This is a genomic window from Mesorhizobium sp. LNJC391B00 (assembly GCF_000502535.1).
GTDB lineage: Bacteria > Pseudomonadota > Alphaproteobacteria > Rhizobiales > Rhizobiaceae > Mesorhizobium.
Window position 1 is genome coordinate 289,100 of record NZ_AYWI01000003.1, and the last position, 25,805, is coordinate 314,904.

Below are 25,805 nucleotides of genomic sequence, written 5' to 3' on the forward strand. Positions count from 1 at the left end.
GTCGCGCTATTGATGTCGCGGAGCAAGTCATGGGCACCATTACTGTCCGCAATCTAGCTGACGACGTGAAGCAGAAATTGCGTGAGCGCGCTGCGGCGCGCGGGGTGTCGATGGAGGAAGAGGCGCGTGATGCGCTTGCCAAAAGCGTGCTGTCGGCGGAAGCCGGCATGCCCGAGAGCGAAACCCTCCATGCAACAATCCGCCGCCTGGTTGAGCCTCATGGAGGTTTTGACAACGATCTGTCCCAGCGAGGTCAATCCACAAAAACGCACAGCACCCTCGACGGCAAGCGCATCCTGCTGATCATCGGCGGCGGCATCGCCGCCTACAAGGCGCTGGACCTGATCCGCCGGCTGCGCGAGCGCGGTGCGGCGGTGCGCGTCGTGATGACATCGGCGGCGCAGGAGTTCGTCACCACGCTTTCGGTCGGCGCGCTTTCGGCCGACCATGTCTTCACCGAACTGTTCGACCGCAGTGACGAGCACGATGTCGGCCATATCAGGCTGTCGCGCGAGGCCGACCTTCTGGTGGTGGCGCCGGCCACTGCCGATCTGATGGCCAAGCTCGCCAACGGCCAGGCCAACGATCTGGCCTCGACCGTGCTGCTCGCCGCCGACAAGAAGGTGCTGATGGCGCCGGCGATGAACCCGAAAATGTGGTCGCATGCCGCGACGAGCCGCAACCGGGCGACGCTCGCCAAGGATGGCATCGCCTTCGTCGGCCCGGCCAGGGGCGAGATGGCGGAAAGCAACGAGGCGGGCGAGGGCCGCATGGCCGAGCCGCTGGAGATCGTGGCAGTGATCGAGGCACTGCTCGACAGCAGGCCGGAGCCGCTGGCCGGCCGCAGGATCATCGTCACCTCGGGGCCGACGCATGAGCCGATCGACCCGGTGCGCTACATCGCCAACCGCTCTTCGGGCAAGCAGGGCCATGCGATTGCGGCAGAGCTGGCGAGACTGGGCGCGGATGTACGCCTGGTCTCCGGTCCGGTCGGCATTGCCGATCCGGCCGGCGTTGTGACGACGCATGTGGAGACCGCGGCCGAGATGAAAGCGGCCGTCGAACAGTTGTTGCCGGCGGACGCCGCGGTCTTCGTAGCTGCCGTCGCCGACTGGCGCACCGCTGGCACGGCCGGCGAGAAGATCAAGAAGGTGGCGGGCCAGGGCCCACCGGCGCTGCAAATGGTCGAAAACCCCGACATTCTCGCCAGTGTTGGTCATCACGGGCAACGGCCGGGGCTGGTTGTCGGCTTCGCCGCCGAGACGCAGGACCTGATTGCCAACGCCGAGGCCAAGCTGAAGAAGAAGGGCGCCGATTTCATTGTCGCCAACGATGTCTCGCATGAAAGCGGCGTCGGCCCCACCGGCGTCATGGGCGGCGACCGCAACAAGGTGCGCATCGTCTCGAAGGACGGTGTCGAGGAATGGCCTGAGATGGGCAAGGACGAGGTGGCGGCGCGGCTCGCCGCGCTCATCGCCGAGCGTTTGCAAGCCTGAGCGGCCGCCGGTTCCGCAATCAGGCACGGGCCATGGTCTTGCAAGCAGCCTTGTGGTCGAGGGCATTTGACGCCGACAGCGCCGGCGGAATGCTGTCGCCAAATTCTCCATCCGCCGTGCCCTCAGCCTGTCGCCAATTGCGGCCGGCGTGCCTCCAAAGCCATCTTCAACGCCGCCAGGCAACCGACAATGCCGAGTGGCACGAAGGCCAGGTACAGCCAGCCGGCGACGTGCGCTGCTGCCTCGCGGTTCAGCCCGTCCGAAAAGCCGCTGGCATTGGCGATGATGCCGGCCATGGCGGCGCCCACGGCGTAGCCTATGCGCTGCATGGTCGGCACGGCGGCCGAGGCGATCGTCTGCTCGCCGTCGCGGGCCGAGGCGACGATGATGCGGGTCAGGAAGGGCCATGACACGCCGAAGCCACCGCCTTGCAACAAAGCGCAGAGCAGGATCAGCGGGATCGAGCCGGCGGGGATGGCATAGGCGAAACCGGCGAGGCCGGCTGCAATCATCAGCGCGCCGATGACGAGGATCTGCCGTTCGCGCTGCAGCGACGCATTGGCGACGGCGATCGACAGGATCGACCAAGCGATCGATTCGGCGGCGATGATGTAGCCTGTGGTCAGGATCGGGATGCCGTGCAGCGTGGTAAGCAGAAGCGGCCCGTAGATGGAAAAAGAGACTGTCGCCACCGAGAAGGCGGCAACCATGCTCATGCCGCTGCCGACCGGCGAGCGCCATGAGAACAGGCCCGACGGGAACAGTCGCGATTGCGGCTTCATGGCGTCGACGAAAACGAACAGCGCCAGGCCGGCGAGGCCGAGGACCAGCAGCAGCGACGATCGAAGCAAGGCGACGTCGACGCCTGCGGTGGCGATCAGCACGACGGCGATGGCGAGGCAGCCAAGTGCTGCATAGGGGAAGGGCGGCGATGTGCCGGCGGCGGCCTGCGGCTTCGCCGCTTCCGGCGTGTTCAGGACGATGAAGCTTGCCGATGCCATGGCAATGCCACCCAGCACGAAGACGCCGAAGGCCCAGCGCCAGGACAGGAGCTCGACCATGATCGCGCCGAGCATCGGGCCGCTGAAGGCGGCGACGCCCCAGATCGCCGACATTATGCCGAACAGCTGTGGCCAGATGTTGCGGTTAAACAGCCGCTCGACCGAGACGAAGGCCAGCGACACCAGCGCACCGCCGCCGAGCCCCTCGACCAGACGGCCGCCAAGAAACACCGGCATGGACGGCGCGGTGGCGCAGATCAGGGCGCCTACGGCATAGAGCAGGGCGGCGACCGTGACGTTGGAGCGTAGAGCGACATAGCTGACCAGCCGCCCGGCCGCAGCGCCGGCGACAATGGCGCCGAGCTCGTAGACGGCCAGCGACCAGCCGACGAACTGCACACCGGCGAGGTCCCCGACCATGGCCGGCATGACCGTCGCCACCATCGTCTCGTTGGTGGCGTGCAGCAGGATGCCGAGGCTGATGAAGCAGAAGCGCGCGAGGTCGCCGCTTGCCCACAATGCCCGCCAGTCGACCTTGTTGCTGGTGATTTCAGTCATTCTTTTACCCTGCCTTTGCATATCTCGATGCCGGCGCAGGGCGCCAGAAGCCAGTCGGGCTTTCCGGCGGGGCCATGCGCGCTGTTTCAGTCAGGCGAGTTGTAAAACCTCAAGCGCAGTTGAGCTCAAGTGGCTTTTTATCGAAGTGCAGACGGTCAAGATTGGCCGGAAACCTCTCCGCTTGATGCGCCGGTCAGTTCTCAATGCTGCGCAGCTGAAACTGGCTGACGCCGATGGCAATGTTGATACCGGTCTGCGTCTGCAGGCTGAGCGGCTGCAGGGTGAAGGCCTGCGAGGAGCCGCCGACCAGGAGATTGGCGCCGGCGCCGACCGCCGCCGTCACTTCGGCGCTGGCCCCGATATAGTCGCCGGCCAACGCGCCGGGCGCATAGATGTTCCTCAGCGGCGTCAGCACCAGCCATTGCATGACGGTCTGCTTGGTGGTGCCGATGTCGAGCCCGTATTTGTTGACGGCGCCGAAATAGGCTTCCGGCGAAAAGCTCTTGTCGGCCGGCGTGAAGGTGCAGCTCAGATCCTTGCTGGAGCCGAAGATGAAGCCGGTGCCGCCGCCGATGGCGCAATCGAGCACGCCGAGTTCGATGCCCTGGTCTTGCGCTTGGGCCTGGGCGGTACAGATGATGGTGATAGCGGCGGCGATGGCTGGTTTCAGCACGGCGGATCCCCCAAAAAGCATACGGCGCGAAACAGTAACCTGTTCCGCGCCGCGCGTAGAGGGATCAGTCGATCCTTATTTGCCGATGCTTACTTGAACGAGTGGATCAGCTCCAGGGAGGTCACGGCGACCGCTACATTGACGCCGGTCTGCGCCTGGACGCTGAGCGGCTCCAGCACAAAGGCGCCGTCGAGCCCGCCGACCAGCAGATTGGCGCCGCCGCCGGTTACCACGCTCGCCTCGGCGTTGACGCCGTAATAATGGCCGGCAAGGTCGCCCTCGTCATGGCCGCGGGTGGCGGCCAGAACCGCCCACACCAGCTGGCCCTGATGCGTCTGGCCGAGATCGACGCCGAGCTTGGAGATCATCCCCGTGTATTTCTCGGACGGCCCATGGTGATAAGGACGGAACGTGCAGTCGACGCCCTTGTTCGACGTGATGACGTAACCGACGCCGCCGTCGATGGTGCAATCGAGCGTGCCGAGCTGAAGCTTGCCGGCGCTGGCGGGAACGGCAAGCAGCGTCGTGGCAAGTGCCGCGGCACAGATGATTTTCTTGATCATGGGTCAGTCCTTTCGAAAAATGCCTTCAACAACGGTTGAATGGCCCGGAGCGTTCCGCTGAAAACTTGGCGCGATCAAGGCAGGGGTTAACGCTTTGCCCCCGGTGGTTAAGATTGGGTGATAGTGGGGTTTTCTGGATACGCAATCCCTAGGGGACGGGCTCTGCGCTTTCCCGGGGAGAAACCGCTCACGCGGCGCACTGCATCAGGAATGGAACGTTGTTATAAAAGGCCGCCGATGGCGGCGCGCCGGCCGCATCTCAGCCGGCGGTGGCGCCCGATGTGCGCGACAGGCCGTCCTTGGCCGGCTGGTAGGCCGGGTCGAGATGGACGGCTTCGCGGTAGGCTTTCGAGGCCTTGACCTTGTCGCCGCGGCGCTCGTAGATCAGCGCCTGGTTGGACCAGGCTTCGGCGTTCTTGCCGTCGAGTTTGATGGCCATGTTGAAGTCGGAGAAGGCGTTGTCCTCGTCATTCATGGCGAGATAGGAGAGGCCGCGGCCGTTGTAGGGTTCGGCGGCGTCCGGCGCCAGCGAGATGGCGGTCGAGAAATCCTCGATGGCAAACTTGTGCTGGCCCTGGCTCTGATAGATCAGGCCGCGATTGTGGTACGCGCGCGCATCCGTCGTATCAAGCTGGATCGCCTTCTGGAAATCGTTGAAGGCCTGCTGGGTCTGGCCTGCCTTGCGATAAAGGTTGCCGCGGCCGATATAGGCGGCGTCATAATTTGCATTGATCTGGATTGAGCGGTTGTAGTCGGCAAGGGCGGCCGCCTGGTTGCCGAGGAAGCGCTGGATCAGCGCCCGGTTCGAATAGGCCTGGTAGAAATTCGGGTTGAGCTGGATGGCGGTGTCGAAATCCTTCAGCGCCGCCTGATACTGGCCGCCACGGCCATAGGCCGAGCCGCGCACATTGTAGCCTTCCGGATCCTGCGGATTGCGCTGGATCACCGCCGACAGCGAGGAGATGTTCTCGCTCGAGCCTTGCGCCTTGTCAATGTTGTTGAATTCGCCGGTCGGAACGCTCTGGCAACTGGCAAGCACCAGGCCGGACATCAGGGCTGCCGCCAGGGCCAAACCGCGCATTGTGGTTCTGCGCTCTACGCCGATTGCGTTCATGTCTGCCCTGTCCTCACTTCAGCCTCGCCGTCCAGGTCCCCCTCCGGGCCGGGTCACAGATTCTCGTAACAAAATCTAGAACGCCGTTTGCGCGTTCAAGGGAACGGCCTCCAACAGAATGGCGGCGCTCCAAACAAAAAGGTGGCGGCGATTCCGCATCGCGCCACCTCAGAGTATCCTTCGAAAAGGACGAAAAATTGGCGTCAGAACCGCGGCGGACGCGGAGCACCACCAGGACCACCGGCGGCGCCGGCAGCAACCGGGCGCGGCGTCATCGGCAGCAGGCCTTCGCGCTGGGCGCGCTTGCGGGCCAGCTTGCGGGCGCGGCGAACGGCTTCGGCCTTTTCACGGGCGCGCTTCTCGGAAGGCTTCTCGTAATGGCCGCGCATCTTCATTTCGCGGAAAATGCCTTCGCGCTGCATCTTCTTCTTGAGAGCGCGAAGCGCCTGATCAACGTTATTGTCGCGGACGAGTACCTGCACGGGCAATCCTGTCTTTCGGGTTTGATATCAACAGGCAAGTGACCATAGCCACATGCCTCCGCGGCGCTTTACACCACGAATTGTGGCGGCTGATAGCAGAATCAGGCCGCGCTGTCCACACTGGAAATGAAGGACAACCGCCAATTTGCCACGGCAGCCCCGAGATAGGGCGCCAACTAGGCGCTGGCCAGATGGAGCCGTGCGAAATCCTCGAAGAATTCGCCGTAATCGCAGGTAATTTCCTCGCCGGCTGATATATCTCGAGTGGCGGTGGCGCCGCCATATTGCGAAAAATCCGTGTTCGGCCGCTCGGCGTGGTTCATGAAGCGGCCATTATCGACTTCATAGACCATGAAGCCGGGACGGTCGGGGCTCGGATAGGCATAGCGGTCGAGCAATTCCTTGAGGTGCGGCGGCGCCGCCTCGTATTTGTCCATCGGGATCAGCCGGTCGAAATCCGGATCGAGCCGCCAGATCGAGGCGCCCTTCCTGATCGGCTCGGCGGCGAACACGCCGACGCCTTCGATTGCGCTCTGGGCGACATAGGTCCTGATCAGCAGCATGTCCGTCCTCCTCACCCGAAAGCGAATCGCCAAATCGCGTGGAAAAAGCAAGTCCGGTTTCGGGTTCTATGGCTGATCGGCGCGGGCGATGACCCGCGAAATGCTTCACGTCCGGGTGATCGAGACGCCGCCATCGGCAAACAGCGCCGATCCTGTGGTGAAGCTCGACGCATCCGATGCCAGGAAGAGCGCAGCGCGGGCGATCTCTTCAGGCACAGCGACACGTTTCAAGGCATGCAGGTTTTCCACGAAAGCGCGTGATTCCGGCGTCTTGAATGTTGCCGACGGCGTGTCGGTGCCACCCGGCATCAGCGCGTTGACCCGCACGCCCCTGGGGCCGTATTCGGCGGCCAGCACCTGCGTCAGGCCGATCAGTCCGGCCTTGCTCGCGGCATAGCTGGTCATGCCCGGCATGCCGACTGTGTGACCGACGAAGGTCGAGGTGAAGATCAGCGATCCGCCGCCGCGTTCGACCATCGCCGGCACCTGGTATTTCGCGCCGAGAAAGGCGCTGGTCAGATTGGCGTCGAGCGTCTCGCGCCATCCGTCCAGCGACAGTTCCGAAATCGGACCCATCGTTCCGACGGAGCCGACATTGTTGAAGGCGATATCGAGCCCGCCGAATTTTTCGACGGCGAGATCGACGAGGGCTTTTGCATAGGCTTCGTCGCGGACATCGCCGGCAAGCGCGACTGCCGTGCCGTCGGCGTCCTCGATTTCGACGACCAGCGCATCGAGTTCGGCCTGGCGGCGGGCGGCGATGACGACCCTGGCGCCTTCTTCGGCGAAGAGTTTTGCGGTGGCGCGGCCGATGCCGGAACTGGCGCCGGTGACGATCGCTATTTTATTGGTGAGTGCGAACATTTTTTACATCCTTTCATCGCGCCGGCTGTGCCGGCAACCGGGATGTTGATCGCAGTTCGGGACGGTGCTAGCCACCCGATACGTGCTCGACTTGCTGAATGGCTTCGCAGCGGCACAAGCGCCGCGCGCCGGACTATTGCTTCAGCAGCCAGCCGAGGCGGTCGAGCGAAAATGCGTAGCTGATGGCGATGAGCAGCGTGATGACAACGCCCGTGGTCGTGTGACCGGCGGCATAGAATCCGGCTGCACCGCCAAACAGGATGGCCAGTTCAAGCACCAGCCTGACTGCGCCTGGTACAGGAACCGGCGCGCGTCCGGACCGGCTCGGATCGCCGCGCACCGCGAAGGTTCCCCACAGCGCAGCTGCAATGAACGGCAAGGCCAAGGCGAAGAGCCAGCGCCACCATCCGCCGGAGAGGCTCCAGCCGGCAAAGCCGAGGCTAAGCAAGGCGGCAAGTTCCAGCAGGAAACGCAACGTCAGATTCCACCAGGCGTTGCCCATATTCGTCCTCCAGAGTCTCGCGATCGCCAGTGTGTCCGAACGCAGCCATGCCTGCCAGCCCGGGCAGGTCTTTTCCACCGCGGCGCAAAACGGCAAGCGCCGTCGCAAACAGCGCAAGGGTGGAAGCGCCGTTTCGCTAGTGATACACCTCGCGCGCCGGGGCTGCGTAAAATACCCCACCGCCATTTGCGAGGCTGGAACGTTGAAAAAATATTCGGTATTCGCCATCGCCCGCGAGGCCATGCGCGGCCACAAGGGCTGGGAGGAACAATGGTCCTCGCCGGAACCGAAGAAGGAATATGACGTCATCATCGTCGGCGCCGGCGGTCATGGCCTGGCCACCGCCTACTATCTCGCCACCGTTCACGGCATCACCAATGTCGCGGTGCTGGAAAAGGGCTGGCTGGGCGGCGGCAACACCGGGCGCAACACCACCATCATCCGCTCCAACTACCTTTACGACGAGAGCGCCGGCATTTACGACCATGCGCTGAAGCTGTGGGATGGGCTCTCCCAGGAACTCAACTACAACGTCATGTATTCGGCGCGCGGCGTCATGATGCTGGCGCACAATGTGCACGACATCCAGGTGCTGAAGCGCCATGTCCATGCCAACCGTCTCAACGGCATCGACAATGAATGGCTGACGCCTGAGCAGGCGAAGGAATTCTGCCCGCCGCTCAACATTTCCAGGCAGGCGCGCTATCCCGTCGTCGGCGCCGCCTTGCAGCGGCGAGGCGGCACGGCGCGTCACGATGCGGTGGCCTGGGGCTATGCGCGCGGCGCTTCGGCGCGCGGCGTGCACATCATCCAGAATTGCGAGGTCACCGGCGTCAAGCGGGCGGCCAATGGCGCGGTCATGGGCGTCGACACGACGCGCGGCTTCATCGGCGCCAAGAAGGTCGGCGTGGTGGCTGCAGGCCACTCCTCGGTGATCATGAACATGGCCGGCGTGCGCATGCCGCTGGAAAGCTATCCGCTGCAGGCGCTGGTGTCGGAGCCGGTCAAGCCGGTGGTGCCGTGCGTGGTTATGTCGAACACGGTGCACGCTTATATCTCGCAGTCCGACAAGGGCGAGCTGGTGATCGGCGCCGGCACCGACCAGTATGTCTCCTATTCGCAGACCGGCGGCCTGCATATCCTGCAGCACACGCTCGACGCCATCTGCGAGATGTTCCCGATCTTCACCCGCATGAAGATGCTGCGCTCGTGGGGCGGCATCGTCGACGTGACGCCCGACCGTTCGCCGATCCTGGCCAAGACGCCGGTGCCCGGCCTCTACGTCAATTGCGGCTGGGGCACGGGCGGCTTCAAGGCAACGCCCGGCTCAGGCCATGTCTTTGCCCACACGATTGCCAAGGACGATCCGCATCCTATCAACGCGCCCTTCACCATCGAGCGCTTCCGTACCGGCCGCCTCATCGACGAGGCAGCGGCGGCGGCGGTGGCGCACTGATGATGGTGGAGTTGGCTGTAGCGGTGCCGCTGGTGCTGGCGGGGGAGCAGGACCTGTTCCATTTTCCGTCACCGGACGAGGTGCGGACGCAGCCGATCAGCCGCGCCGGCAACGAAGCCAATTGGCCGTTTTCGATCGACGCCGGCATTCTGGCATGCGTGTGGAGCGGTGGCCAGAAGGTGGTCATCTTCATGGAGAACAGGCCCTCCGATCTCGGCGAGGACGACACATTCGAGCCGCGCAGCGTCATCGTGACGACCGATCCGTTTCAGCTCACGATCGGCAACATGGCGTATCGCGAGCTGTTTCGCCCCGCCGCAAGCGTGGAGGAGCGCATTCGGCTCGTCGCGCCTTTTGCGGCGATGGGCCAGAGGCTTTGCAACCAACCGGCCGGCGCGCATGTCGGCCACGGCGAATTGTAGGAACAAACGATAATGCTTCTCATCCGCTGCCCCTATTGCGAGGAAGAGCGCCCGGAGCTCGAGTTCCGTAACGCCGGCGAGGCGCATATTGCGCGCTCGGCCAACATGGCGGGCGAGAGCGACGACGATTTTGAAAAGTTCTTCTTCATCCGCTCGAACCCCAAGGGCATCATCTATGAGCGCTGGCGCCACATCCATGGCTGCGCACGCTTCTTCAACGCGGTGCGCGACACCGTCACCGACAAGTTCGTCATGACTTACAAAGCCGGCGAGCCGAAGCCGTCCAAGCTGCCCAAAAACTCCAACGAAGTGGCATCCAAATGAGCGGCGCGTTCCGCATTCAAAGCGCCGGCCGTCTCAGCCAGGCCAAGACCGCGCGGTTCTCTTTCGACGGCCAGTCTTACACCGGCATCGAAGGCGACACGCTGGCCTCGGCGCTGCTTGCCAATGGCGTGCATCTGGTGGGACGTTCGTTCAAGTATCACCGTCCGCGCGGCTTCCTGTCGGCCGGAGCGGAAGAGCCCAACGCGCTAGTCGAGGTCAAGCGCGACGCGGCACGCAAGGCGCCCAACATCCGCGCCACGGTGCAGGAGCTCTATGACGGGCTGGTCGCGCAGTCGCAGAACCGCTGGCCTTCGCTGGCCTTCGATGTCGGCGCGGTCAACGACATTGCATCGCCGCTGTTTTCGGCCGGCTTTTACTACAAGACCTTCATGTGGCCGAAGGCAGCCTGGAAGAGCCTCTACGAGCCGAAGATCCGCGCCGCGGCCGGCCTCGGCGTTTCGCCTGACAAGCCAGATCCCGACCATTATTCGTCGCGCTATGCGCATTGCGACGTACTGGTGCTAGGCGGCGGTGCGGCCGGCATTGCGGCAGCGCTTGCCGCTGCCGAAACCGGCGCGCGTGTCATCCTCGCCGATGAACAGGCCAGCTTCGGCGGCAGCCTGCGCTTCGAGAGCGGGGCGAAGATCGACGGCCAGGACGGTTATGCCTGGGCGCAAGGCGCGGTGGCCAAGCTCACCGCCCTGGACAATGTCCGCGTTTTGTCGCGGACGACGGCGTTCGGCTACTACGCGCAGAACTTCGTCGGCCTGGTCGAGCGGGTCAGCGACCATCTGCAAAACCCCGGCCACGATTTGCCGCGCGAGCGCCTATGGCAGGTACGCGCCAAGCGCGTGGTGCTGGCGACCGGCGCCATCGAACGCCATATGGTGTTTGCCGACAATGACCGGCCCGGCATCATGCTGGCCTCGGCGGCGCGGACTTATCTCAACCAGTACGGTGTCGCGGTCGGCAAAAATGTCGGCGTCTACACCGCAAATGACTCGGCCTACTCCGCCGCGATCGACCTGAAGAAGGCCGGCGTCAACGTGGCGGCGATCGTCGACCTGCGCGACCATCCGACCGGACCCGTGATCGACGAGGCGAGGGCGCTCGGGATCGAGGTCAATTTCGGCCGCGCGGTGATCCGCGCCGGCGGCAAGTTGCGCGTGACCTCGATGACGGTGCAGCCGAAGAATGGGGGCGGCGAGCGCACCATTCCGGTCGACGCCATCCTGATGTCGGCCGGCTGGACGCCGTCGGTGCATCTGTTCTCACAGTCGCGCGGCAAGGTCGCCTTCAATGACGAGACCAAGCGCTTCGTGCCGGGCATCTATGCGCAGGACTGCGTTTCGGTCGGCGCCTGCAACGGTACGGATGGGCTCTCGGCGTCGATCGATGAGGCCTATGCGGCCGGCGCAAAGGCGGCGAAGGATGCGGGCGGCAAAGTGGCCAAGGGCGTAAAGCCGAAGGTCGACGCGTCGGAAAGCTGGTCGCGCGGCATGCTGGGCGCGGCGCCCGGCGCCGGGCCGGACAAGACGGTCAAGGCCTTCGTCGATTTCCAGAATGACGTCACCGCCAAGGACATCCGCCAGGCGGTGCATGAAGGCATGCGCTCGATCGAGCACGTCAAGCGCTTCACCACCAACGGCATGGCGACCGACCAGGGCAAGACCTCCAACATGCACGGCCTGGCGATTGCCGCCGAGACGCTTGGCAAGCCGATCCCCGAGGTCGGGCTGACCACGTTCCGCGCACCCTATACGCCTGTTACTTTCGGCGCGATCGTCAGCCATTCGCGCGGTCCGCTGTTCGACCCGACACGCAAGACCGCGATCCATCCCTGGGCGGAAGCGCAAGGCGCCGTGTTCGAAGATGTCGGCCAGTGGAAGCGCGCCTGGTATTTCCCCCAGGCGGGCGAAGACATGCACAAGGCGGTCGACCGCGAATGCGTCGCGGTCCGCAGCAATGCCGGTCTGTTCGACGCCTCGACGCTGGGCAAGATCGAAGTGGTCGGGCCGGATGCGGCCAGGTTCATGGAACTGCTCTATACCAATCCATGGGAGAAGCTTGAGCCCGGCCGCTGCCGCTATGGCATCATGCTGCGCGAGGACGGCTTCATCTATGATGACGGCGTCGTCGGCAGGCTGGCGCCGGACCGTTTTCATGTGACGACGACAACCGGCGGCGCGCCGCGCGTCATGAACCATATGGAGGACTATCTCCAGACCGAGTTCCCGCATCTGAATGTCTGGCTGACGTCAATCACCGAGCAATGGGCGGTCATCGCCGTGCAGGGGCCGAAGTCGCGAGACATCATTGCACCGCTGGTCGAAGGCATCGACATGTCGGACGAGGCGCTGCCGCATATGTCGGTGCGCGAAGGCAAGATCTGCGGCGTGCCGACCAGGCTGTTTCGCATGTCGTTCACCGGCGAGCGCGGTTTTGAAGTCAACGTGCCGGCTGATCACGGCCAGGCGGTCTGGGAAGCGCTGTGGGCCGAAGGCCAAAAGCATGGCGCCGCCGCTTACGGCACCGAGGCGATGCACGTGCTGCGCGCCGAAAAGGGCTACATCATCGTCGGCCAGGACACGGACGGCACGGTGACGCCGAACGATGCCGGGCTCGACTGGGCGGTCGGCAAGAAGAAGACCGACTTCGTCGGCATCCGCGGCCTGACGCGGCCCGATCTGGTCGCCAAGGGCCGCAAGCAGCTGGTCGGCTTGAAGACCAAGGACCCGAAAGTGGTGCTTGAGGAAGGCGCGCAGATCGTCGCCGACCCGAAGCAGGCGATCCCGATGAAGATGATCGGTCACGTCACATCCAGCTACTGGTCGGAAAATTGCGGTCGCTCGATCGCGCTGGCGCTGGTTGCCGGCGGCCGCGACCGGATGGGCGACACGCTCTATGTGCCGATGCCGAACGGGGTGATCGAAGTGGAGGTTACCGGCATGGTGTTCTTCGACGAGACGGGAGGGCGCCTCAATGGCTAAGGCTGCTGCAAAGAAGACGGCCCCAGCTGCAGCGGCGTCGGTCGAGCGCCGCCCGGCCCTGGCTGGACGCGTCGTTTCCGCAACGGATGTCAAGGTCGAGGTGCTGCCGCCGGCGGAGCGCATGTCGCTGCGCGCGCCGGAGGCTTCCGTCGCGGCGCTGTCGAAGGCGCTCGGCCTGACCTTGCCGAAGCAGCCGAAAACTTCGGCGTCGAAGACAGGGCGCACGGCGCTGTGGCTCGGCCCTGACGAGTGGCTGGTCATCGACGAGGCTGGCAAGGATCCGCTGGCCGATCGTGCTGGGGTTGCCGCATTGCATTCGGCGGTCGGCATCTCGCACCGCAACGTCGCCTTCGCCGTCACCGGCCCGGCGGCTGCCGCCGCGATCAATGCAGGCTGCCCGCAGGATTTGTCGCTCGAGGCTTTTCCGGTGGGCGCGGCGTCGCGCACCATTCTCGGCAAGTGCGAAATCCTGCTGTTGCGCACGGCAGCCGACGCTTTCCGGGTCGAGTGCTGGCGTTCCTTCTCGGACTATGTCTTTACTTTCCTGTCGGAAGCAGCCAGCGACGCGGCGGCGTAGGAACGTTTGACGGGTCAAGCCGTTCTGCTTCCCCCATCAGGGAGAACATACGATGCCGTCGAAAGCGCCGCCGAAGTCAGCTGGCAAGACGTCCGCCGTGCGCTCACTCGAACATGAGCAGCATCACGAGGTGACTGCCGAAGAGGAACTCGAGGAAGGCCTCGAGGACACGTTTCCGGCCAGCGATCCGGTGTCGATCACCTCGACCGCCATCCCAGGCGCGCCGGCAAGACCCGGCAAGGCCAAGACGGTGCCGGGTCGCAAACCGCGCAAGAAATAACCCGTTCGGCTACGCCAGGTTTGAACTCAGGAAAAGCCGGCTTGCGCTGAGGAAAAAACGGGCGGCCGGGATTATCCTGCCGCCCTTAAATTAGTCGTTGTGCTGTGGTCGAGCCCGATCAAATTAGAACGTGCTCGGCACGATCCATGGGTTGATCTCGATGCCGAGACGCGGGCTCTTGGCCTTGACGTCGGACTTTTCGACCGAGCCGGTCACGGCGCAATCGAGCTTGGCATTGGTCGTGGTGTCGACGCAGGTGGCGGCGGGGGCCTGCTTGGTCGAGTGTGTGTTGTTGGCGGCGAAAGCCGAGCCGGAGAGAGCCAGCACGGTGGCGAGGGCGAGAAGGGTCTTGTTCATGTCAGTCTCCATCGGTTAAACTTTTTTCGTACATGTACGATACAACGTACACATACGTCCACCGAGATGGGTTTTCAAGTCGAAAAACGTACGCGTACGACAAATTTTTTTGAATGCCGAAAATTGCGGCGCACTGACACAGCCGAAGCTGTCAGGCCGGCGTTGAATTGGAGGGGCGGGGATGCTCAGCAGTCGACCGGGGTCTCGGTCAGCGGCGGCACATTCTGGGTGCTGAGCGTGGCGAGTGTGAAATCGCACATCCGCGTCACGAAAGCCTGTGGATCGCCGAAGGGGTAGAACGGGAACGTGATCAAAAGCGAGATGGTGCCGTGGCCGACTGCCCAAAGCATGGTGGCGATGGCGCGCGGATCGCCCTGCAGCTTGCCTGCAGCAACGCAGGCCTCGACCCTGGATATCAGCGCTTTCATCGCCGGGTTGGCCTCTTCCATGTCCTCATAGCTTCTGCCTTCCGGCAGCTTGGTCTTTTCGGTCATGAACACGGTGCGGTATTCGTTGGGATTGCCGAGCCCGAAGGCAGCATATTCGGTCATCACCGCACGCAAGGCCTCGATCGGATCGTCGGAAGGATGCTCCTCGATGCGGCGGGCAAGTGTTTCGAAGGCATCCTCGGCCAGCGCAAACAGGATGTCTTGCTTGTCGGCGAAGTAGGAATAGACCGACATCGGAGCATAGCCGACCCGCTTGGCCAACTTGCGGATGGTCAGGCCTTCATAGCCCTCTTCCTTGACGAGCTTGTGGGCTGCGTCGAGCAGTTCGGAACGCAGTTCGGCCTTTTGTTTCTCGCGGCGTTTCTGGACGCTCAGTGGCAAGATCCGGTGCCTTTGGTTGGTTGTGCATGACTAAATATATACGCTGTACGGAAACGGGCAAGGGCGCTGTCAGGGACATCAATAAGCGACCTCAAGCTTTCTCTCGAATAGTCGTGTCCGTTCTGGTCTATTTCGCCAGCATCTATGTCACAGCATGTGTAACATGGGCGCTCGCAGGCAACATCGGACCGTTACAAACAAAGCCTATCTGGCGGCTCTGCAAGAAATTTCGGTTTTGGGGGGCCTCTATGGCTGCGATAGAGCTTTCGTCCGGGCTGCCGGGCGCACATCCACTTTCTCATGGCGCCAGGCTGGCGCTCAGGCGAGTCGTGATAGTCGCATGGCTGGCGATCGCAATCGGCTTCGCCATGGAAGCGCTTATTCTGACTGCCGGATTTGCGGCAGGTTCGCACCCGGCCCCGACCCAGGTTCTGATCGACTTGGCGCAAGGCGTGACCTGGTCATTCTTCGTCTGCGCCGGCGTCAGCCTCGGCACGGCGATCACCAAGGTGCGAGCCTCGCTTGGCGGCCTGATCGCCATGATCTCGGGGCCGCTGGCCATGGGCATCGCCAAAGGTACGCAAAAGGTGATGGTGAGCGCGCTTGATGTATCGGCAAAGCCCGTGATCCTGTCGCTCACCACGCTCGGTATGTTGCGGGCGATCGAGTATGGTTTGCTGGGCTGGATGCTGGCTTCGCTCGCATCCAAGGAAGAACCTCGCTCGCTGCATTTCATGCTGGCGGGTGCCTTGGCCGGCGCGGTGTTCGGCGGCGGGATCACGGCGCTAACGATCGAGACTGCCGCAGCCAAGGACATTGCGCTGGCATTGCCGCAGGCTGTCGCCACCGGCCTCATTGAGATCGTGTTTCCGATCGGATGCTCGCTGGTCGTCTACATCGCCCTGCAAGTCAGCCGGCACATGAAGTTCATTTCCAGCGATGCGCGCTAGAGCAGGATGATTTCAGGTCGAATTGACCTGAAATCTGAATCCGGGTCTAATCAAATTGATAGAGCATGATGTCGTCCGAAAACCGCTTCACACTTTCGGCATCATGCTCTTTCTACAGACGGTGATCGGTTTGCGTCCTGTTTCCAGGCCGGTTGCCACCGCCTCCGTGTGGGCTTGCTCCCCGGTCGGGGAACGGAACTGATCCGATCTGTCATCAAATCGCGCCGACCACACTATCTCATTGTCTACTCAGGTTCGGTCGATCAGCTTGGCGGCAAGGTGCGACAGCAGCTTCACCGCTTGACCATAGGTCTTGGCCTTTTCGGGGTTGGAGGCGTTGCCGTCCAGCGCCCGCTTGTAGACGCCCTGGCAGATGGCAGCCAAACGGAAGAAGGAGAAGGCGAGGAAGAAGCTCCAATTGTCGATGCCGGCCAGCCCGCGCCGACGGCAATACGCCGCGACATAGGCTTCCTCCAAGGGCAGGCCGAGGGCGGCGCGGTCGACGCCGCCAAGACCGCGAAAGCCCGAGGCGTGCGGCAGGCGCCATTGCATGCATTGATAGGCGATGTCGGCGAAGGGATCGCCGAGTGTCGACAGTTCCCAGTCGAGCACCGCCAGCACTTTCGGCTCACTGGCTGCGAAGATCATGTTGTCCAGCCGGTAGTCGCCATGCACGAGGGATATCCGGCCGTCATCGGCCGGCGTATGCGTCTCCAGCCAGGCGATCAGCCGGTCCATGTCGGCGACCGTGCCGGTCTCCGAGGCGCGGTACTGGCTGGTCCAGCGTGCCAGCTGGCGTTCGAAGTAATTGCCGGGTTTGCCGAAATCGCCGAGCCCGACCGCCTCGACATCGACATCGTGCAGGGCCGCCAGCGTGGCGTTCATAGCATCGTAGAGGGCGGCGCGCTCATCGTTGCCAGTGGCCTCCGGCACTGCCGGATCCCAGAAGATGCGGCCGTCGAGAAAATCCATGACGTAGAACATGCGGCCGATCGGCGTCGCCTCCGCCGACAGATGCAGCATCGCCGGCACCGGCACGGCGGTGCCGGCCAGCGCCTTCATGACCGTGAATTCGCGGTCGACCTGATGCGCCGATTTCAGCAACTGGCCCGGCGGCTTGGCGCGCAGGACATAGCGGCCGCTGGCCGCGGTCAGCAGATAGGTCGGGTTCGACTGGCCGGATTTGAATTTTTCGATGGAATGAAGCCCGGCAAAACCCGGGATGTGCGCCTCGAGATAGGGCGCTAGTGCCGTCCGGTCCAGCGCGTTGGCGTCGCCGCTCATGCGGTCTCCGGCTCACGCTCGATCAGCGTCAGCGTCAGCCAGCGCGCCGTCAGCGCCGGCTTCTTCGAGCCTTCGATCTCGATGGTCACGTCATGCGCCGTCTGCACCCAGCCCGACGGCCTGACCTTGACGTCGGCCAGCACGAAGCGGGTGCGGATGCGCGCGCCGGTCTTCACCGGCGCCAGGAAGCGCAGCGAATCGAAACCGTGGTTGACGCCCATCTTGCCCTTTTCCAGCGGCGGCATGGTCTCGAAGGTCATCGCCGAGAGCAGCGACAACGACAGGAAGCCATGCGCGATGGTGCCGCCGAACGGCGTCTCGTTTTTGGCCCGCTCGGGGTCGCAATGGATGAACTGGTGGTCGTCGGTGGCGTCGGCGAACTGGTCGATCATGGTCTGTGTGACCTCGCGCCATGGCGAGACGCCGACTTCCTTGCCGACGCTGGCCAGAAGCACATCGAGACTGATCGGTTCCACTGCGGTGTCCTCCCCTTGCCGCCGACCGCGGCTCATTCCTTGAACAATGTCAGCCCATGCTGCACCGACTGCCCGCCGTCGATCGGCAGGATGGCGCCGGTGACATAGGAACCGGCACGGCTGCACAAATAGAGCGTTGCGCCGCCGATGTCATCCGCCACGCCGATACGGCCGATGGGGACATGGCTGCCGACATGTCTGGCCTTTTCTTCGGTGCCGGTGGCAAAGGCGGTCATCCGGCTCTGGAAGGGGCCGGGGGCGAAGGCGTTGACGGTGATGCGCCGCGCCGCGAGCTCGATCGCCAGCGTGCGCGTCAGGTGGTGAACGGCGCCCTTGGACGCGGTATAGGAATAGGCGTCGTCGGCCAGCGGCTGCGTGCCCATCACCGAGCCCAGATTGAGGACGCGGGCCGGATCGGCATCGCTGGCGGCGGCTTCCAGCAGCGGCAGCAATTCGCGGGTCAGGTGGAAGACGGCGGTGACGTTGACGGCGAACACCTTGGCCCAGCCGCTATAGGGAAAATCTTCCAGCGAGGCACCCCAGGATATGCCGGCATTGTTGACCAGAATATGCAGCTTCTCGGTGCGCGCCTTGACCTCGCTGACCAGCGCGGCAATGCCGGCTTCGCTCGAGACGTCACCGGCGAAACCTTCGGCACTGCCGGAGCCGCCGAGCCCGTTCAACTCAGCGGCGACCTTGATGCAATCCTCGCCCTTGCGCGAGGCGATCATCACGGTAGCGCCGGCCTGGACCAAAGCGGTCGCAACCATGCGGCCGATGCCGGTCGCGGCTCCCGTTACCAGCGCGGTCTTACCCGCGACTGAGAACAGTTCTTCCAGATAGCTCATCGCAATTCCTCCGCGCCTTTCTGCTCACGGTCCGGGGCGAAAGGGCTCGCGTTGACAAGGCTAACCGAAGTACGGTCATCCTTGCCACGGGTAAAGTGCCTGGATGCGTGAAAGGGTTGGAGACCGATGGCGGACATGAATCTCGGCATGACCGAGCGGCTGAAGCCGATCCACGCCCGTGTCGCCGCCATGGTGTGCGACGAGATCATGCCGCTCGATCATGAGTTTTTGAGCGAGGTCGGCAAGGGCGGCGACCGCTGGGTCTACACCGCGCGGCAGACCGAGATCCTCGAAGGGTTGAAGAAAACGGCCAAGGATCGCGGCCTGTGGAATTTCTGGCTGACCGGCTCCGAGCGCGGCTATGGGCTGTCAACCGTCGAATATGCCTATCTGGCCGAGGAGATGGGCAAGGCGCATCTCGGCGCGGAGACCTTCAATTGCTCGGCGCCCGACACCGGCAATATGGAGGTGCTGGAGCGCTATGGCTCGGAGGACCACAAGCGGGCATGGCTGGCGCCGCTGCTCGAGGGGAAAATCCGCTCGGCCTATCTGATGACGGAGCCGGATGTCGCCTCCTCCGACGCCACCAACATCGCCATGCGCTGCGAAAAGCAAGGCGGCGACTATGTACTCAACGGCGAGAAATGGTGGGCGTCGGGGGCCGGGGACCCGCGCTGCGCCATCTACATTGTCATGGTTCGCACCGGCGAAGCCGAGACGCAGCACCGCCGCCATTCGATGATCCTGGTGCCGTCCGGTACCAAGGGCGTGACCAAGCTGCGACCGATGCAGGTCTATGGCGATGACGACGCGCCACACGGCCACATGCATCTTCGCTTCGACAATGTCAGGGTGCCGGCGGGAAACCTGATCCTCGGCGAGGGCAGGGGGTTCGAGATCGCGCAGGGGCGGCTCGGCCCCGGCCGCATCCACCATTGCATGCGCGCCATCGGCCAAGCCGAAATGGCCCTGGAGCTGCTGTGCCAGCGCTCGGTGCGCCGCGAGGCCTTCGGCCAGCCATTGGCCAAGCTCGGCGCCAATTTCGACATCATCGCCGAGTGCCGCATGGAGATCGAGATGGCGCGGCTGCTCTGCCTCAAGGCGGCGTGGATGATCGACCAGGGCGATGCGCGCGCAGCCGCGCCCTGGATCAGCCAGATCAAGGTCATCGCACCGCGCGTCGCGCTCAAGGTCACCGACGAGGCGGTGCAGATGTTCGGGGCGCAAGGCATCAGCCAGGACACGCCGCTGGCGCGCTCGTGGACGCATTTGCGAACCCTGCGCCTTGCCGACGGGCCGGACGCCGTGCACCGCCGGCAGGTGGCGCGTACGGAGCTCAGGAAATACACGCAGGAAAAGGTCTGAGCGGATGAAGGCCATTATCGCCCGCGATTTCGCGCCGCTCGGCCAGCTCGTCCATGCCGACAATCTGAAGGAACTGGTCGGCTGGCATCTGGCCGGCAAGGTTCGGCCGGCCATCGAAGGCACTTATCCGCTGGCCGATGCCGCCGCCGTGGTGACGCGCGTGCTTGGCCGTGGCGCATCCGGCAAGCTCATCCTCAACCTGTAAGGAGCCCCGCCATGGCGATCCCCTCAGACATGAAAGCACTGCTGCTGATCGGCGACGGCTACACCAGGACGCCCTCCGGCAGCGTGCTGGAGGCGATGGAGCCGTATCTCACGCTGGGCAGCATTGGCGTGCCGACGCCCGGACCGAGCCAGGTGCTGATCAAGGTCAGCCTCGCCTCGATCAACCCGTCCGACGTCATGTTCATCAAGGGCCAGTACGGTCAGCCGCGCGCCAAGGGCCAGCCGGCCGGCTTCGAGGGTGTCGGCACGGTCGTTGCAAGCGGCGACGAGCCCTATGCGAAAAGCCTGATCGGCAAGCGCATCGCCTTCACCACCGGCGTCACCAATTGGGGCGCGTGGGCGGACTATGCAGTTGCCGAAGCTGCCGGCTGCATTCCGCTGCTCGACACGGTCCGCGACGAGGATGGCGCGGCGATGATCGTCAACCCGCTCACGGCGCTCGCCATGTTCGACATCGTCAAGGAGACGGGCGAAAAAGCCTTCATCATGACCGCCGGCGCCAGCCAGCTTTGCAAGCTGATCGCGGGTCTCGCCAAGGAGGCTGGGTTCCGGCCGATCGTCACCGTGCGCCGCGACGAGCAGATTCCGCTGTTGAAGGAGATCGGGGCTGCCCATGTGCTCAACGAGAAGGCGCCGGATTTCAAGGCAGCACTACGCGATGTGGTCAAGGCCGAGCAGCCGCGCATCTTCCTCGATGCCGTGACCGGGCCGCTGGCCTCAGCGATCTTCGACGCCATGCCGAAGCGCTCGCGCTGGATCATCTATGGACGGCTCGATCCGGACACCACTGTCATCCGTGAGCCCGGCCAGATGATCTTCCAACACAAGCACATTGAAGGCTTCTGGCTGGTCGAATGGATGCGCCAGTTCCGCGACAAGCGCGGCCCGGCGATCATGGAAGCACAGAAGCGCTTTTCGGATGGGCGCTGGTCAACCGACGTGACGGCGGTGCTACCGCTGGATGAGGCGATGGCGAAGGCCCCGGCGGAGCTGGCCAAGCCGAACGGGAAGGTGTTTATTAGGCCGTGACTTTCTACCCTCCCCCTTGTGGGGAGGGTCGACGAAAGAGCAATTTTGCTCTTTCGTCGGGGTGGGGGTCTTGGCTCCTACCTCTGTTATTCGCGGGAGCGCTGCACCGACGTTAGTTGGCGCTGCACCCCACCCCGGACCTGCGGTCCGACCCTCCCCACAAGGGGGAGGGTAAGCGGAGCTATTCCGCCGGCTCGACATTGGCGTACGCCGCTTCCTCAAGCTCCCGCTTCAGCCTCGCTTCCTCATGCGCCTTCGGCGTGACGAAGCGGCCGAGCAGGAGGTAGGCGACCGGGGTCAGGAACAGCGTCGAGACGGTGGCGAGACCCAGCCCGCCGACGATGACCCAGCCGAGCGCGATGCGCGCTTCGGCACCGGCGCCGGCGGCCAGCACCAGCGGGACCCCGCCGAGGATGGTGCAGATCATCGTCATCATCACCGGCCGCAGGCGGATGATCGAGGCCTGCTCGATCGCCTGGCGCACGCCGAGGCCGCGGTCGCGCAGTTGGTTGGCGAATTCGACGATGAGGATGCCGTTCTTGGCCATGACGCCGACCAGAAGCACGAGGCCAATCTGGCTGTAGGCATTGAGGCTGGTGCCTGACAAAAGCAGCGCAAAGATTGCGCAGGCAAGGCCGAGGGGGACCGTCGCCATGATGATGACGGCGCTGACGAAGCTTTCGAACTGGGCGGCGAGCACCAGGAGGATGATGACCAGCGCGAAGCCGAAAATGGTGATCATGGCGCTGTTGGTCTCGCCGAGCGTCGCGGCTTCGGCCAGCGGCAGGACGCGGCTGCCCGGCGGCAGCAGCGGGGCGGCGATCTGCTCGGCAACGCCGAGCGCGTCACCCAGTGCGAAATTGCCGTTCAGGTTCGAGGTGATCGCCACCGAAGGCTGCTGCTGTTCGCGGGTCAGCGACGGCGGCACGGCGCGCTCGGTCAGCGTGGCGATGGTCGACATCGGCACGAAGCGGCCGTCGGCGGTCTTCAGGAAGATGTTTTCCAGATCGGTCGGATCATTGATCGGGTTGGTGGTCGAGACCAGCTTCACGCCATAGCTGCGGTCGGTGATGTAGACATCGACGACATCGTTGCCGTCGAGCATCGCCTGCAAGGTGTTGGCGAGACCCGATATGTCGATGCCGAGATCGGAGGCGCGCTCGCGGTCGATGGCCACCGCCAGCTGCGGCTGCGTCGGGTCGATGGAAAGCCGCGGCGTCTGGAAGCGCGGATCGGCCTGCATCCGGGCGATGATCTTCACCGCCGCGTCGCCGAGCGCCTTGCGGTCGTTGCCGACCAGCGCGAATTGCAGGCCGTTGCCGGCGCCGCGAATGCCGAGGCTATTGGCCTGCACCGGGAAGATGCGCACGGATGGCACCTGCCGGGTCAGCTGGCTTATCTGCGCCATGATCTCCTGCTGGCTGCGCGTGCGCTCGTCCCACGGCGCCAGCGTCATCACCATGAAGCCGGAATTGTAGGCGCCGTTCTGGCCGGCGTTTTCGAAGGTCGAGACGATCTCGCCGGAATCGCGCAGCGGCTGGATCAGCCGCTCGATCTTCTGCATCTGCTGCGTGGTGTAATCGAGGCTGACGCCTTGCGGCGCGTTGATGCGCAACAGCACGACGGCGCGGTCCTCGCTCGGCGTCAGTTCCTGGCGGATGGTGCCGAACAGGCTGAAGGCGACGCCCGCAAACAGCACCGCAACCAGCAGCACGATCCACGGCGCGCCGAGGCAGGCATGCAGGGCGCGCTTGTAGGCCGCGTTCAGCGCGCCACCGACGCGCGCGCCAATGCCGTGACCGCCTTCATGGGGGAGCGATGCGCCGGTCAACATGCGCGAGGCCAGCATCGGGCACAGCGTCAGCGCCACCACGCAGGAGAGCAGCACCGACATGGCGAGGACGAAGCCGAATTCGCGAAACAGGCCGCCGGTCTGTCCCGGCAGGAAGGAGATCGGCACGAAAACGGCAACGAGCGTCAGCGTCGTGGCGATGACTGCGAAGAACACTTCTTGGGCGCCGAGCACGGCGGCGGCACGAGGCCCCATGCCTTCGTTGCGCCGTCGCACGATGTTTTCCAGGACGACGATGGCGTCGTCGACGACAAGGCCGGTTGCCAGCACCAGCGCCAGAAGCGTCAGGATGTTGATGGAGAAGCCGGCGAGATAGATGGCGGCGATGGTGCCAATCATGGCGACCGGCATTGACAGACCAGGGATCAGCGTCGCGCGCCAGTCGAGCAGGAAGATGTAGATGACGATCAGCACCATGGAGATCGACAGGCCGAGCGCGATCTCGACCTCGTGCACGGCGCCGTTGACGAAGACTGCGTCGTCGCTGGTGATCTTGATCGACATGCCCTTGGGCAGGTTTTCCTGCAGCTTGGCGACGGCTGCTTTCACTCCGGTGGAAATATCCAGCGTGTTCGATTCCGCCTGACGGATGATGCCAAGGCCAATGCCGGTCTTGCCGTCGGAGCGCAACGAGGTCTGGCCGATGTCGGGACCGAGCGTGACGGTGGCGACGTCGCGGATGCGCGTCGTGCCGCCGATGATGATGTTTTCGAATTCTTCCGGCGTCGTCACATCGGCCGTGGTGCGGACGATGAGATCCTGGTTGGTGGTGGTGATCGAACCGGCTGGTGAATCGAAAGCGACCGAGGCAAGCGCTGCCCTCAGATCGGCGACAGTGAAGCCGAGGCTGGCGAGCTTGTTCTGGTCGACATCGATGCGGAAGATCTTGTCGCGGTCGCCATAGACCTGAACGTCGGCGACGCCAGGCACGGCAGCCAGTTCGTCCTCGATCTGGTCCTGGACAATCACCGTCATGTCCTGCACCGACATGGTGTCGGAGGTGACGGCCAGTCGCATCACGGCATCGGAATTGGCATCGGCCTTGACGATGCGCGGCGGATCGGAGGTCTCCGGTATCATGTTGGCGACACGGCCGACCGCGTCGCGCACGTCGGAAGCGGCGACGTTCAAATCGACGCCGTCGTTGAACTCGATGGTGACGCGGCTCTGGCCGAAGGACGAGGTCGACGAGATCGACTTGACGCCGGATACGCGCGCGACCGCACCCTCGATGGTGTCGGTCAGTTCACGGTCGACGGTTTCGGCGGCGGCACCCTCGAAAGCCGTCGACACGGTGACCACGGCGCGGTCGACATCGGGCAGTTCGCGGATTTCGACGCCGTAGAAAGCGGCAAGGCCGGCCACTGCGATCAGCGTGTTCAGCACGAAGGCCATGACCGGCCTGCGGATGAAGAGAGCGGTGAAGCCGGTTTCGCTGGCGGTGCTGACAGGCGCGGTCATGAGCCTTCGGCCGCGTCCGCGGCGCGCTGATCCTGGCCGGCGATGCGGACCGCGCCGCCTTCGCTGACGCTCTGGGTGCCTTCGGTCACCACCATGTCGCCATCCTCGATCTCAGCGTCGATCAGCACCGTCTCGGTGTTGCGCTGGATGATGCGCACGGGAACGCGCCTGGCCTTGCCGTCCTCGACCTGCCAGACATAGGCGCCGTCGGAACCCCACAGGATCGCCAGGGGGCTGATGGCCGGGTAGGTGTCGCCGGGGAAGCGCATGGTGATGCCGAACGACATGCCGGCGCGCAGCGAATCCGCCGGATTGGCGATTGCAGCCTTGACCAGCAGAGTGCGGCTCTTTTCGTCGATGTGGTTGTCGATGGCCGACACGGTGCCGGTATAGGCCTTGCTCGGATTGGCGATCGGCGTCGCCGACAGTTGCGCGCCGACCTTGACGGCGGCGGCAAAGCGCTCGGGCACCAGGAAATCGACCAGGATGGAGGAGCGGTCGTCAAGCGTGGCGATCGCCGACTGGCTGGTGACGTAATTGCCGGCCGATATCGGCAGGATGCCGACCGTGCCGGCGATAGGGGCGACGATCGAACGACGCTGCAAGGCGAGTTCGGCATCCTGCAGCGCCAGTTTGGCGCCGGCCAGCACCACTTGGGCATCGGCGACGGCGACCNTGCAAGGCGAGTTCGGCATCCTGCAGCGCCAGTTTGGCGCCGGCCAGCACCACTTGGGCATCGGCGACGGCGACCGGGGTCGCGGCGTTGGAGGCCCTCAATGATTTCACCCGCTCGAGCTTGTCCTGGGCATCCTGCAAGGCGAGCTTGGCACGATCCTGCGAGATCACCTCGGTCTCGGAATCGAGAACAGCGATGATCTGCCCCTTGTCGACGCGGGTGCCGGACTGAACGAGGAATTCAACCAGCCGGCCGGAGCTGTACGGGTTGACCGTCACCGAGGCGTTGGCGCGGCCGGTGCCGATCGCCTGCAGGCGATCGTTGATGGTGGCGGTGGCCGCAGGCAAGGCGACGACATTTGCCGGGCGGCCGGCAGCGTTGCGACCGCCTGCCTGTTTTGTCGTGTCGACCGCACCGGTTGTGGCGGGCGCCGAAGCATAGGTCCAGTCGATGCCCCAGCGTGCCAGAACCTCCGGCGCGCCCGGGAAGAATCGCGCCCAGGCGAGGACAGCCGCGACCAGGATCACAAGCGCAAAAACGATCTGTTTCCAGGCGACCATCGACACTCCGGTTGGCAAAACGTCTAC

Annotated in this window: 25 protein-coding genes and 1 pseudogene; 11 read left to right on the top strand and 15 right to left on the bottom strand. The window is 64.2% G+C overall.

The window, feature by feature from the left end; all coding sequences use genetic code 11:
• Positions 1-29 precede the first annotated feature (29 nt).
• Positions 30-1,496 carry a bifunctional phosphopantothenoylcysteine decarboxylase/phosphopantothenate--cysteine ligase CoaBC gene (gene coaBC, locus X750_RS155605; protein ID WP_023747105.1) on the top strand — a complete coding sequence of 489 codons (1,467 nt, stop codon included), beginning with the start codon at positions 30-32 and terminating at the stop codon, positions 1,494-1,496.
• A 122-nt stretch (positions 1,497-1,618) separates the two neighbouring features.
• Here the strand turns inward: coaBC and X750_RS155600 are convergent, their stop codons facing one another.
• From X750_RS155600 to X750_RS155565, 8 genes are all read right to left on the bottom strand, one after another.
• Positions 1,619-3,055, bottom strand: a complete 1,437-nt coding sequence (locus X750_RS155600; RefSeq protein WP_023747106.1) for an MFS transporter — start codon at positions 3,053-3,055, stop codon at positions 1,619-1,621.
• A gap of 193 nt (positions 3,056-3,248) precedes the next feature.
• On the bottom strand, positions 3,249-3,728 hold the full coding sequence (locus X750_RS155595; protein WP_023683192.1) for a DUF992 domain-containing protein: 480 nt from the start codon (positions 3,726-3,728) through the stop codon (positions 3,249-3,251).
• A gap of 89 nt (positions 3,729-3,817) precedes the next feature.
• Positions 3,818-4,291 (bottom strand): DUF992 domain-containing protein, encoded by a 474-nt coding sequence (locus X750_RS155590; protein ID WP_023671136.1) that lies wholly within the window; start codon positions 4,289-4,291, stop codon positions 3,818-3,820.
• Between the two features lie 259 nt (positions 4,292-4,550).
• Positions 4,551-5,405 (bottom strand): tetratricopeptide repeat protein, encoded by an 855-nt coding sequence (locus tag X750_RS155585; protein ID WP_023704049.1) that lies wholly within the window; start codon positions 5,403-5,405, stop codon positions 4,551-4,553.
• Positions 5,406-5,608: 203 nt separating this feature from the next.
• Entirely contained in the window at positions 5,609-5,887 is a 279-nt protein-coding gene (gene rpsU, locus X750_RS155580; protein WP_023671138.1) for a 30S ribosomal protein S21, read from the bottom strand.
• 176 nt (positions 5,888-6,063) lie between these two features.
• Complete coding sequence (locus X750_RS155575) at positions 6,064-6,450, bottom strand: SET domain-containing protein-lysine N-methyltransferase (RefSeq protein WP_023671139.1); 387 nt, start codon at positions 6,448-6,450, stop codon at positions 6,064-6,066.
• A gap of 105 nt (positions 6,451-6,555) precedes the next feature.
• On the bottom strand, positions 6,556-7,314 hold the full coding sequence (locus tag X750_RS155570; protein ID WP_023671140.1) for an SDR family oxidoreductase: 759 nt from the start codon (positions 7,312-7,314) through the stop codon (positions 6,556-6,558).
• Positions 7,315-7,447: 133 nt separating this feature from the next.
• Complete coding sequence (locus X750_RS155565) at positions 7,448-7,816, bottom strand: YrdB family protein (RefSeq protein WP_023747107.1); 369 nt, start codon at positions 7,814-7,816, stop codon at positions 7,448-7,450.
• 202 nt (positions 7,817-8,018) lie between these two features.
• Between X750_RS155565 and X750_RS155560 the strand changes: the two genes are divergently transcribed.
• Genes X750_RS155560 through X750_RS155535 form a run of 6 tightly spaced genes read left to right on the top strand, consistent with a single transcriptional unit; the run spans position 8,019 to position 13,865 of the window.
• Positions 8,019-9,272, top strand: coding sequence for a sarcosine oxidase subunit beta (locus X750_RS155560; protein WP_023683196.1), 1,254 nt, complete (start codon positions 8,019-8,021; stop codon positions 9,270-9,272).
• Positions 9,272-9,694, top strand: coding sequence for a hypothetical protein (locus tag X750_RS155555; protein WP_023710913.1), 423 nt, complete (start codon positions 9,272-9,274; stop codon positions 9,692-9,694). Before X750_RS155560 ends, X750_RS155555 begins: the two co-directional genes overlap by 1 nt.
• Before the next feature lie 12 nt (positions 9,695-9,706).
• Complete coding sequence (locus X750_RS155550) at positions 9,707-10,018, top strand: sarcosine oxidase subunit delta (protein ID WP_023725215.1); 312 nt, start codon at positions 9,707-9,709, stop codon at positions 10,016-10,018.
• On the top strand, positions 10,015-13,008 hold the full coding sequence (locus X750_RS155545) for a sarcosine oxidase subunit alpha (protein WP_023747108.1): 2,994 nt from the start codon (positions 10,015-10,017) through the stop codon (positions 13,006-13,008). The genes X750_RS155550 and X750_RS155545 overlap by 4 nt, the downstream gene beginning before the upstream one ends.
• Positions 13,001-13,585, top strand: a complete 585-nt coding sequence (locus X750_RS155540) for a sarcosine oxidase subunit gamma (RefSeq protein ID WP_023671146.1) — start codon at positions 13,001-13,003, stop codon at positions 13,583-13,585. Before X750_RS155545 ends, X750_RS155540 begins: the two co-directional genes overlap by 8 nt.
• Positions 13,586-13,637: 52 nt before the next feature.
• The gene (locus X750_RS155535) at positions 13,638-13,865 is read left to right on the top strand and encodes a hypothetical protein (RefSeq protein ID WP_023671147.1); all 228 of its coding nucleotides are present in this window, start codon (positions 13,638-13,640) and stop codon (positions 13,863-13,865) included.
• A gap of 123 nt (positions 13,866-13,988) precedes the next feature.
• Here X750_RS155535 and X750_RS155530 read toward each other — a convergent pair whose 3' ends face one another.
• Positions 13,989-14,222 carry a DUF680 domain-containing protein gene (locus X750_RS155530; RefSeq protein WP_023671148.1) on the bottom strand — a complete coding sequence of 78 codons (234 nt, stop codon included), beginning with the start codon at positions 14,220-14,222 and terminating at the stop codon, positions 13,989-13,991.
• Between the two features lie 185 nt (positions 14,223-14,407).
• Positions 14,408-15,052: a TetR/AcrR family transcriptional regulator gene (locus X750_RS155525; RefSeq protein WP_023671149.1), complete on the bottom strand. Its 645-nt coding sequence runs from the start codon at positions 15,050-15,052 to the stop codon at positions 14,408-14,410.
• Here X750_RS155525 and X750_RS155520 point away from each other — a divergent pair.
• The gene (locus X750_RS155520) at positions 15,046-16,002 is read left to right on the top strand and encodes a hypothetical protein (protein ID WP_156932374.1); all 957 of its coding nucleotides are present in this window, start codon (positions 15,046-15,048) and stop codon (positions 16,000-16,002) included. The genes X750_RS155525 and X750_RS155520 overlap by 7 nt on opposite strands.
• Positions 16,003-16,251: 249 nt before the next feature.
• On the opposite strand, the gene X750_RS155515 is transcribed toward X750_RS155520, so the two are convergent.
• The 3 genes from X750_RS155515 to X750_RS155505 are packed head-to-tail and all read right to left on the bottom strand — an operon-like array spanning position 16,252 to position 18,610.
• Positions 16,252-17,286, bottom strand: coding sequence for a phosphotransferase (locus X750_RS155515; RefSeq protein ID WP_023714056.1), 1,035 nt, complete (start codon positions 17,284-17,286; stop codon positions 16,252-16,254).
• Complete coding sequence (locus tag X750_RS155510) at positions 17,283-17,798, bottom strand: MaoC family dehydratase (RefSeq protein ID WP_280790513.1); 516 nt, start codon at positions 17,796-17,798, stop codon at positions 17,283-17,285. Before X750_RS155510 ends, X750_RS155515 begins: the two co-directional genes overlap by 4 nt.
• A complete protein-coding gene (locus tag X750_RS155505; protein ID WP_023714055.1) occupies positions 17,795-18,610 on the bottom strand; it encodes an SDR family oxidoreductase in 816 nt (271 codons plus the stop codon). Before X750_RS155505 ends, X750_RS155510 begins: the two co-directional genes overlap by 4 nt.
• A 126-nt stretch (positions 18,611-18,736) precedes the next feature.
• Here X750_RS155505 and X750_RS155500 point away from each other — a divergent pair, with 126 nt between their 5' ends.
• Genes X750_RS155500 through X750_RS155490 form a run of 3 tightly spaced genes read left to right on the top strand, consistent with a single transcriptional unit; the run spans position 18,737 to position 21,229 of the window.
• Entirely contained in the window at positions 18,737-19,975 is a 1,239-nt protein-coding gene (locus X750_RS155500; RefSeq protein WP_023714054.1) for an acyl-CoA dehydrogenase family protein, read from the top strand.
• Entirely contained in the window at positions 19,896-20,180 is a 285-nt protein-coding gene (locus X750_RS1000000166340) for a zinc-binding dehydrogenase (RefSeq protein ID WP_198020968.1), read from the top strand. The genes X750_RS155500 and X750_RS1000000166340 overlap by 80 nt, the downstream gene beginning before the upstream one ends.
• 11 nt (positions 20,181-20,191) lie before the next feature.
• On the top strand, positions 20,192-21,229 hold the full coding sequence (locus X750_RS155490; RefSeq protein ID WP_023714052.1) for a zinc-binding dehydrogenase: 1,038 nt from the start codon (positions 20,192-20,194) through the stop codon (positions 21,227-21,229).
• A 181-nt stretch (positions 21,230-21,410) separates the two neighbouring features.
• Here the strand turns inward: X750_RS155490 and X750_RS155485 are convergent, their stop codons facing one another.
• The gene (locus tag X750_RS155485) at positions 21,411-24,542 is read right to left on the bottom strand and encodes an efflux RND transporter permease subunit (protein WP_023747109.1); all 3,132 of its coding nucleotides are present in this window, start codon (positions 24,540-24,542) and stop codon (positions 21,411-21,413) included.
• Positions 24,539-25,778 (bottom strand): annotated as a pseudogene (locus X750_RS01000000162770) (efflux RND transporter periplasmic adaptor subunit). The gene X750_RS155485 and the pseudogene X750_RS01000000162770 overlap by 4 nt, the downstream one beginning before the upstream one ends.
• Between the last annotated feature and the right edge of the window lie 27 nt (positions 25,779-25,805).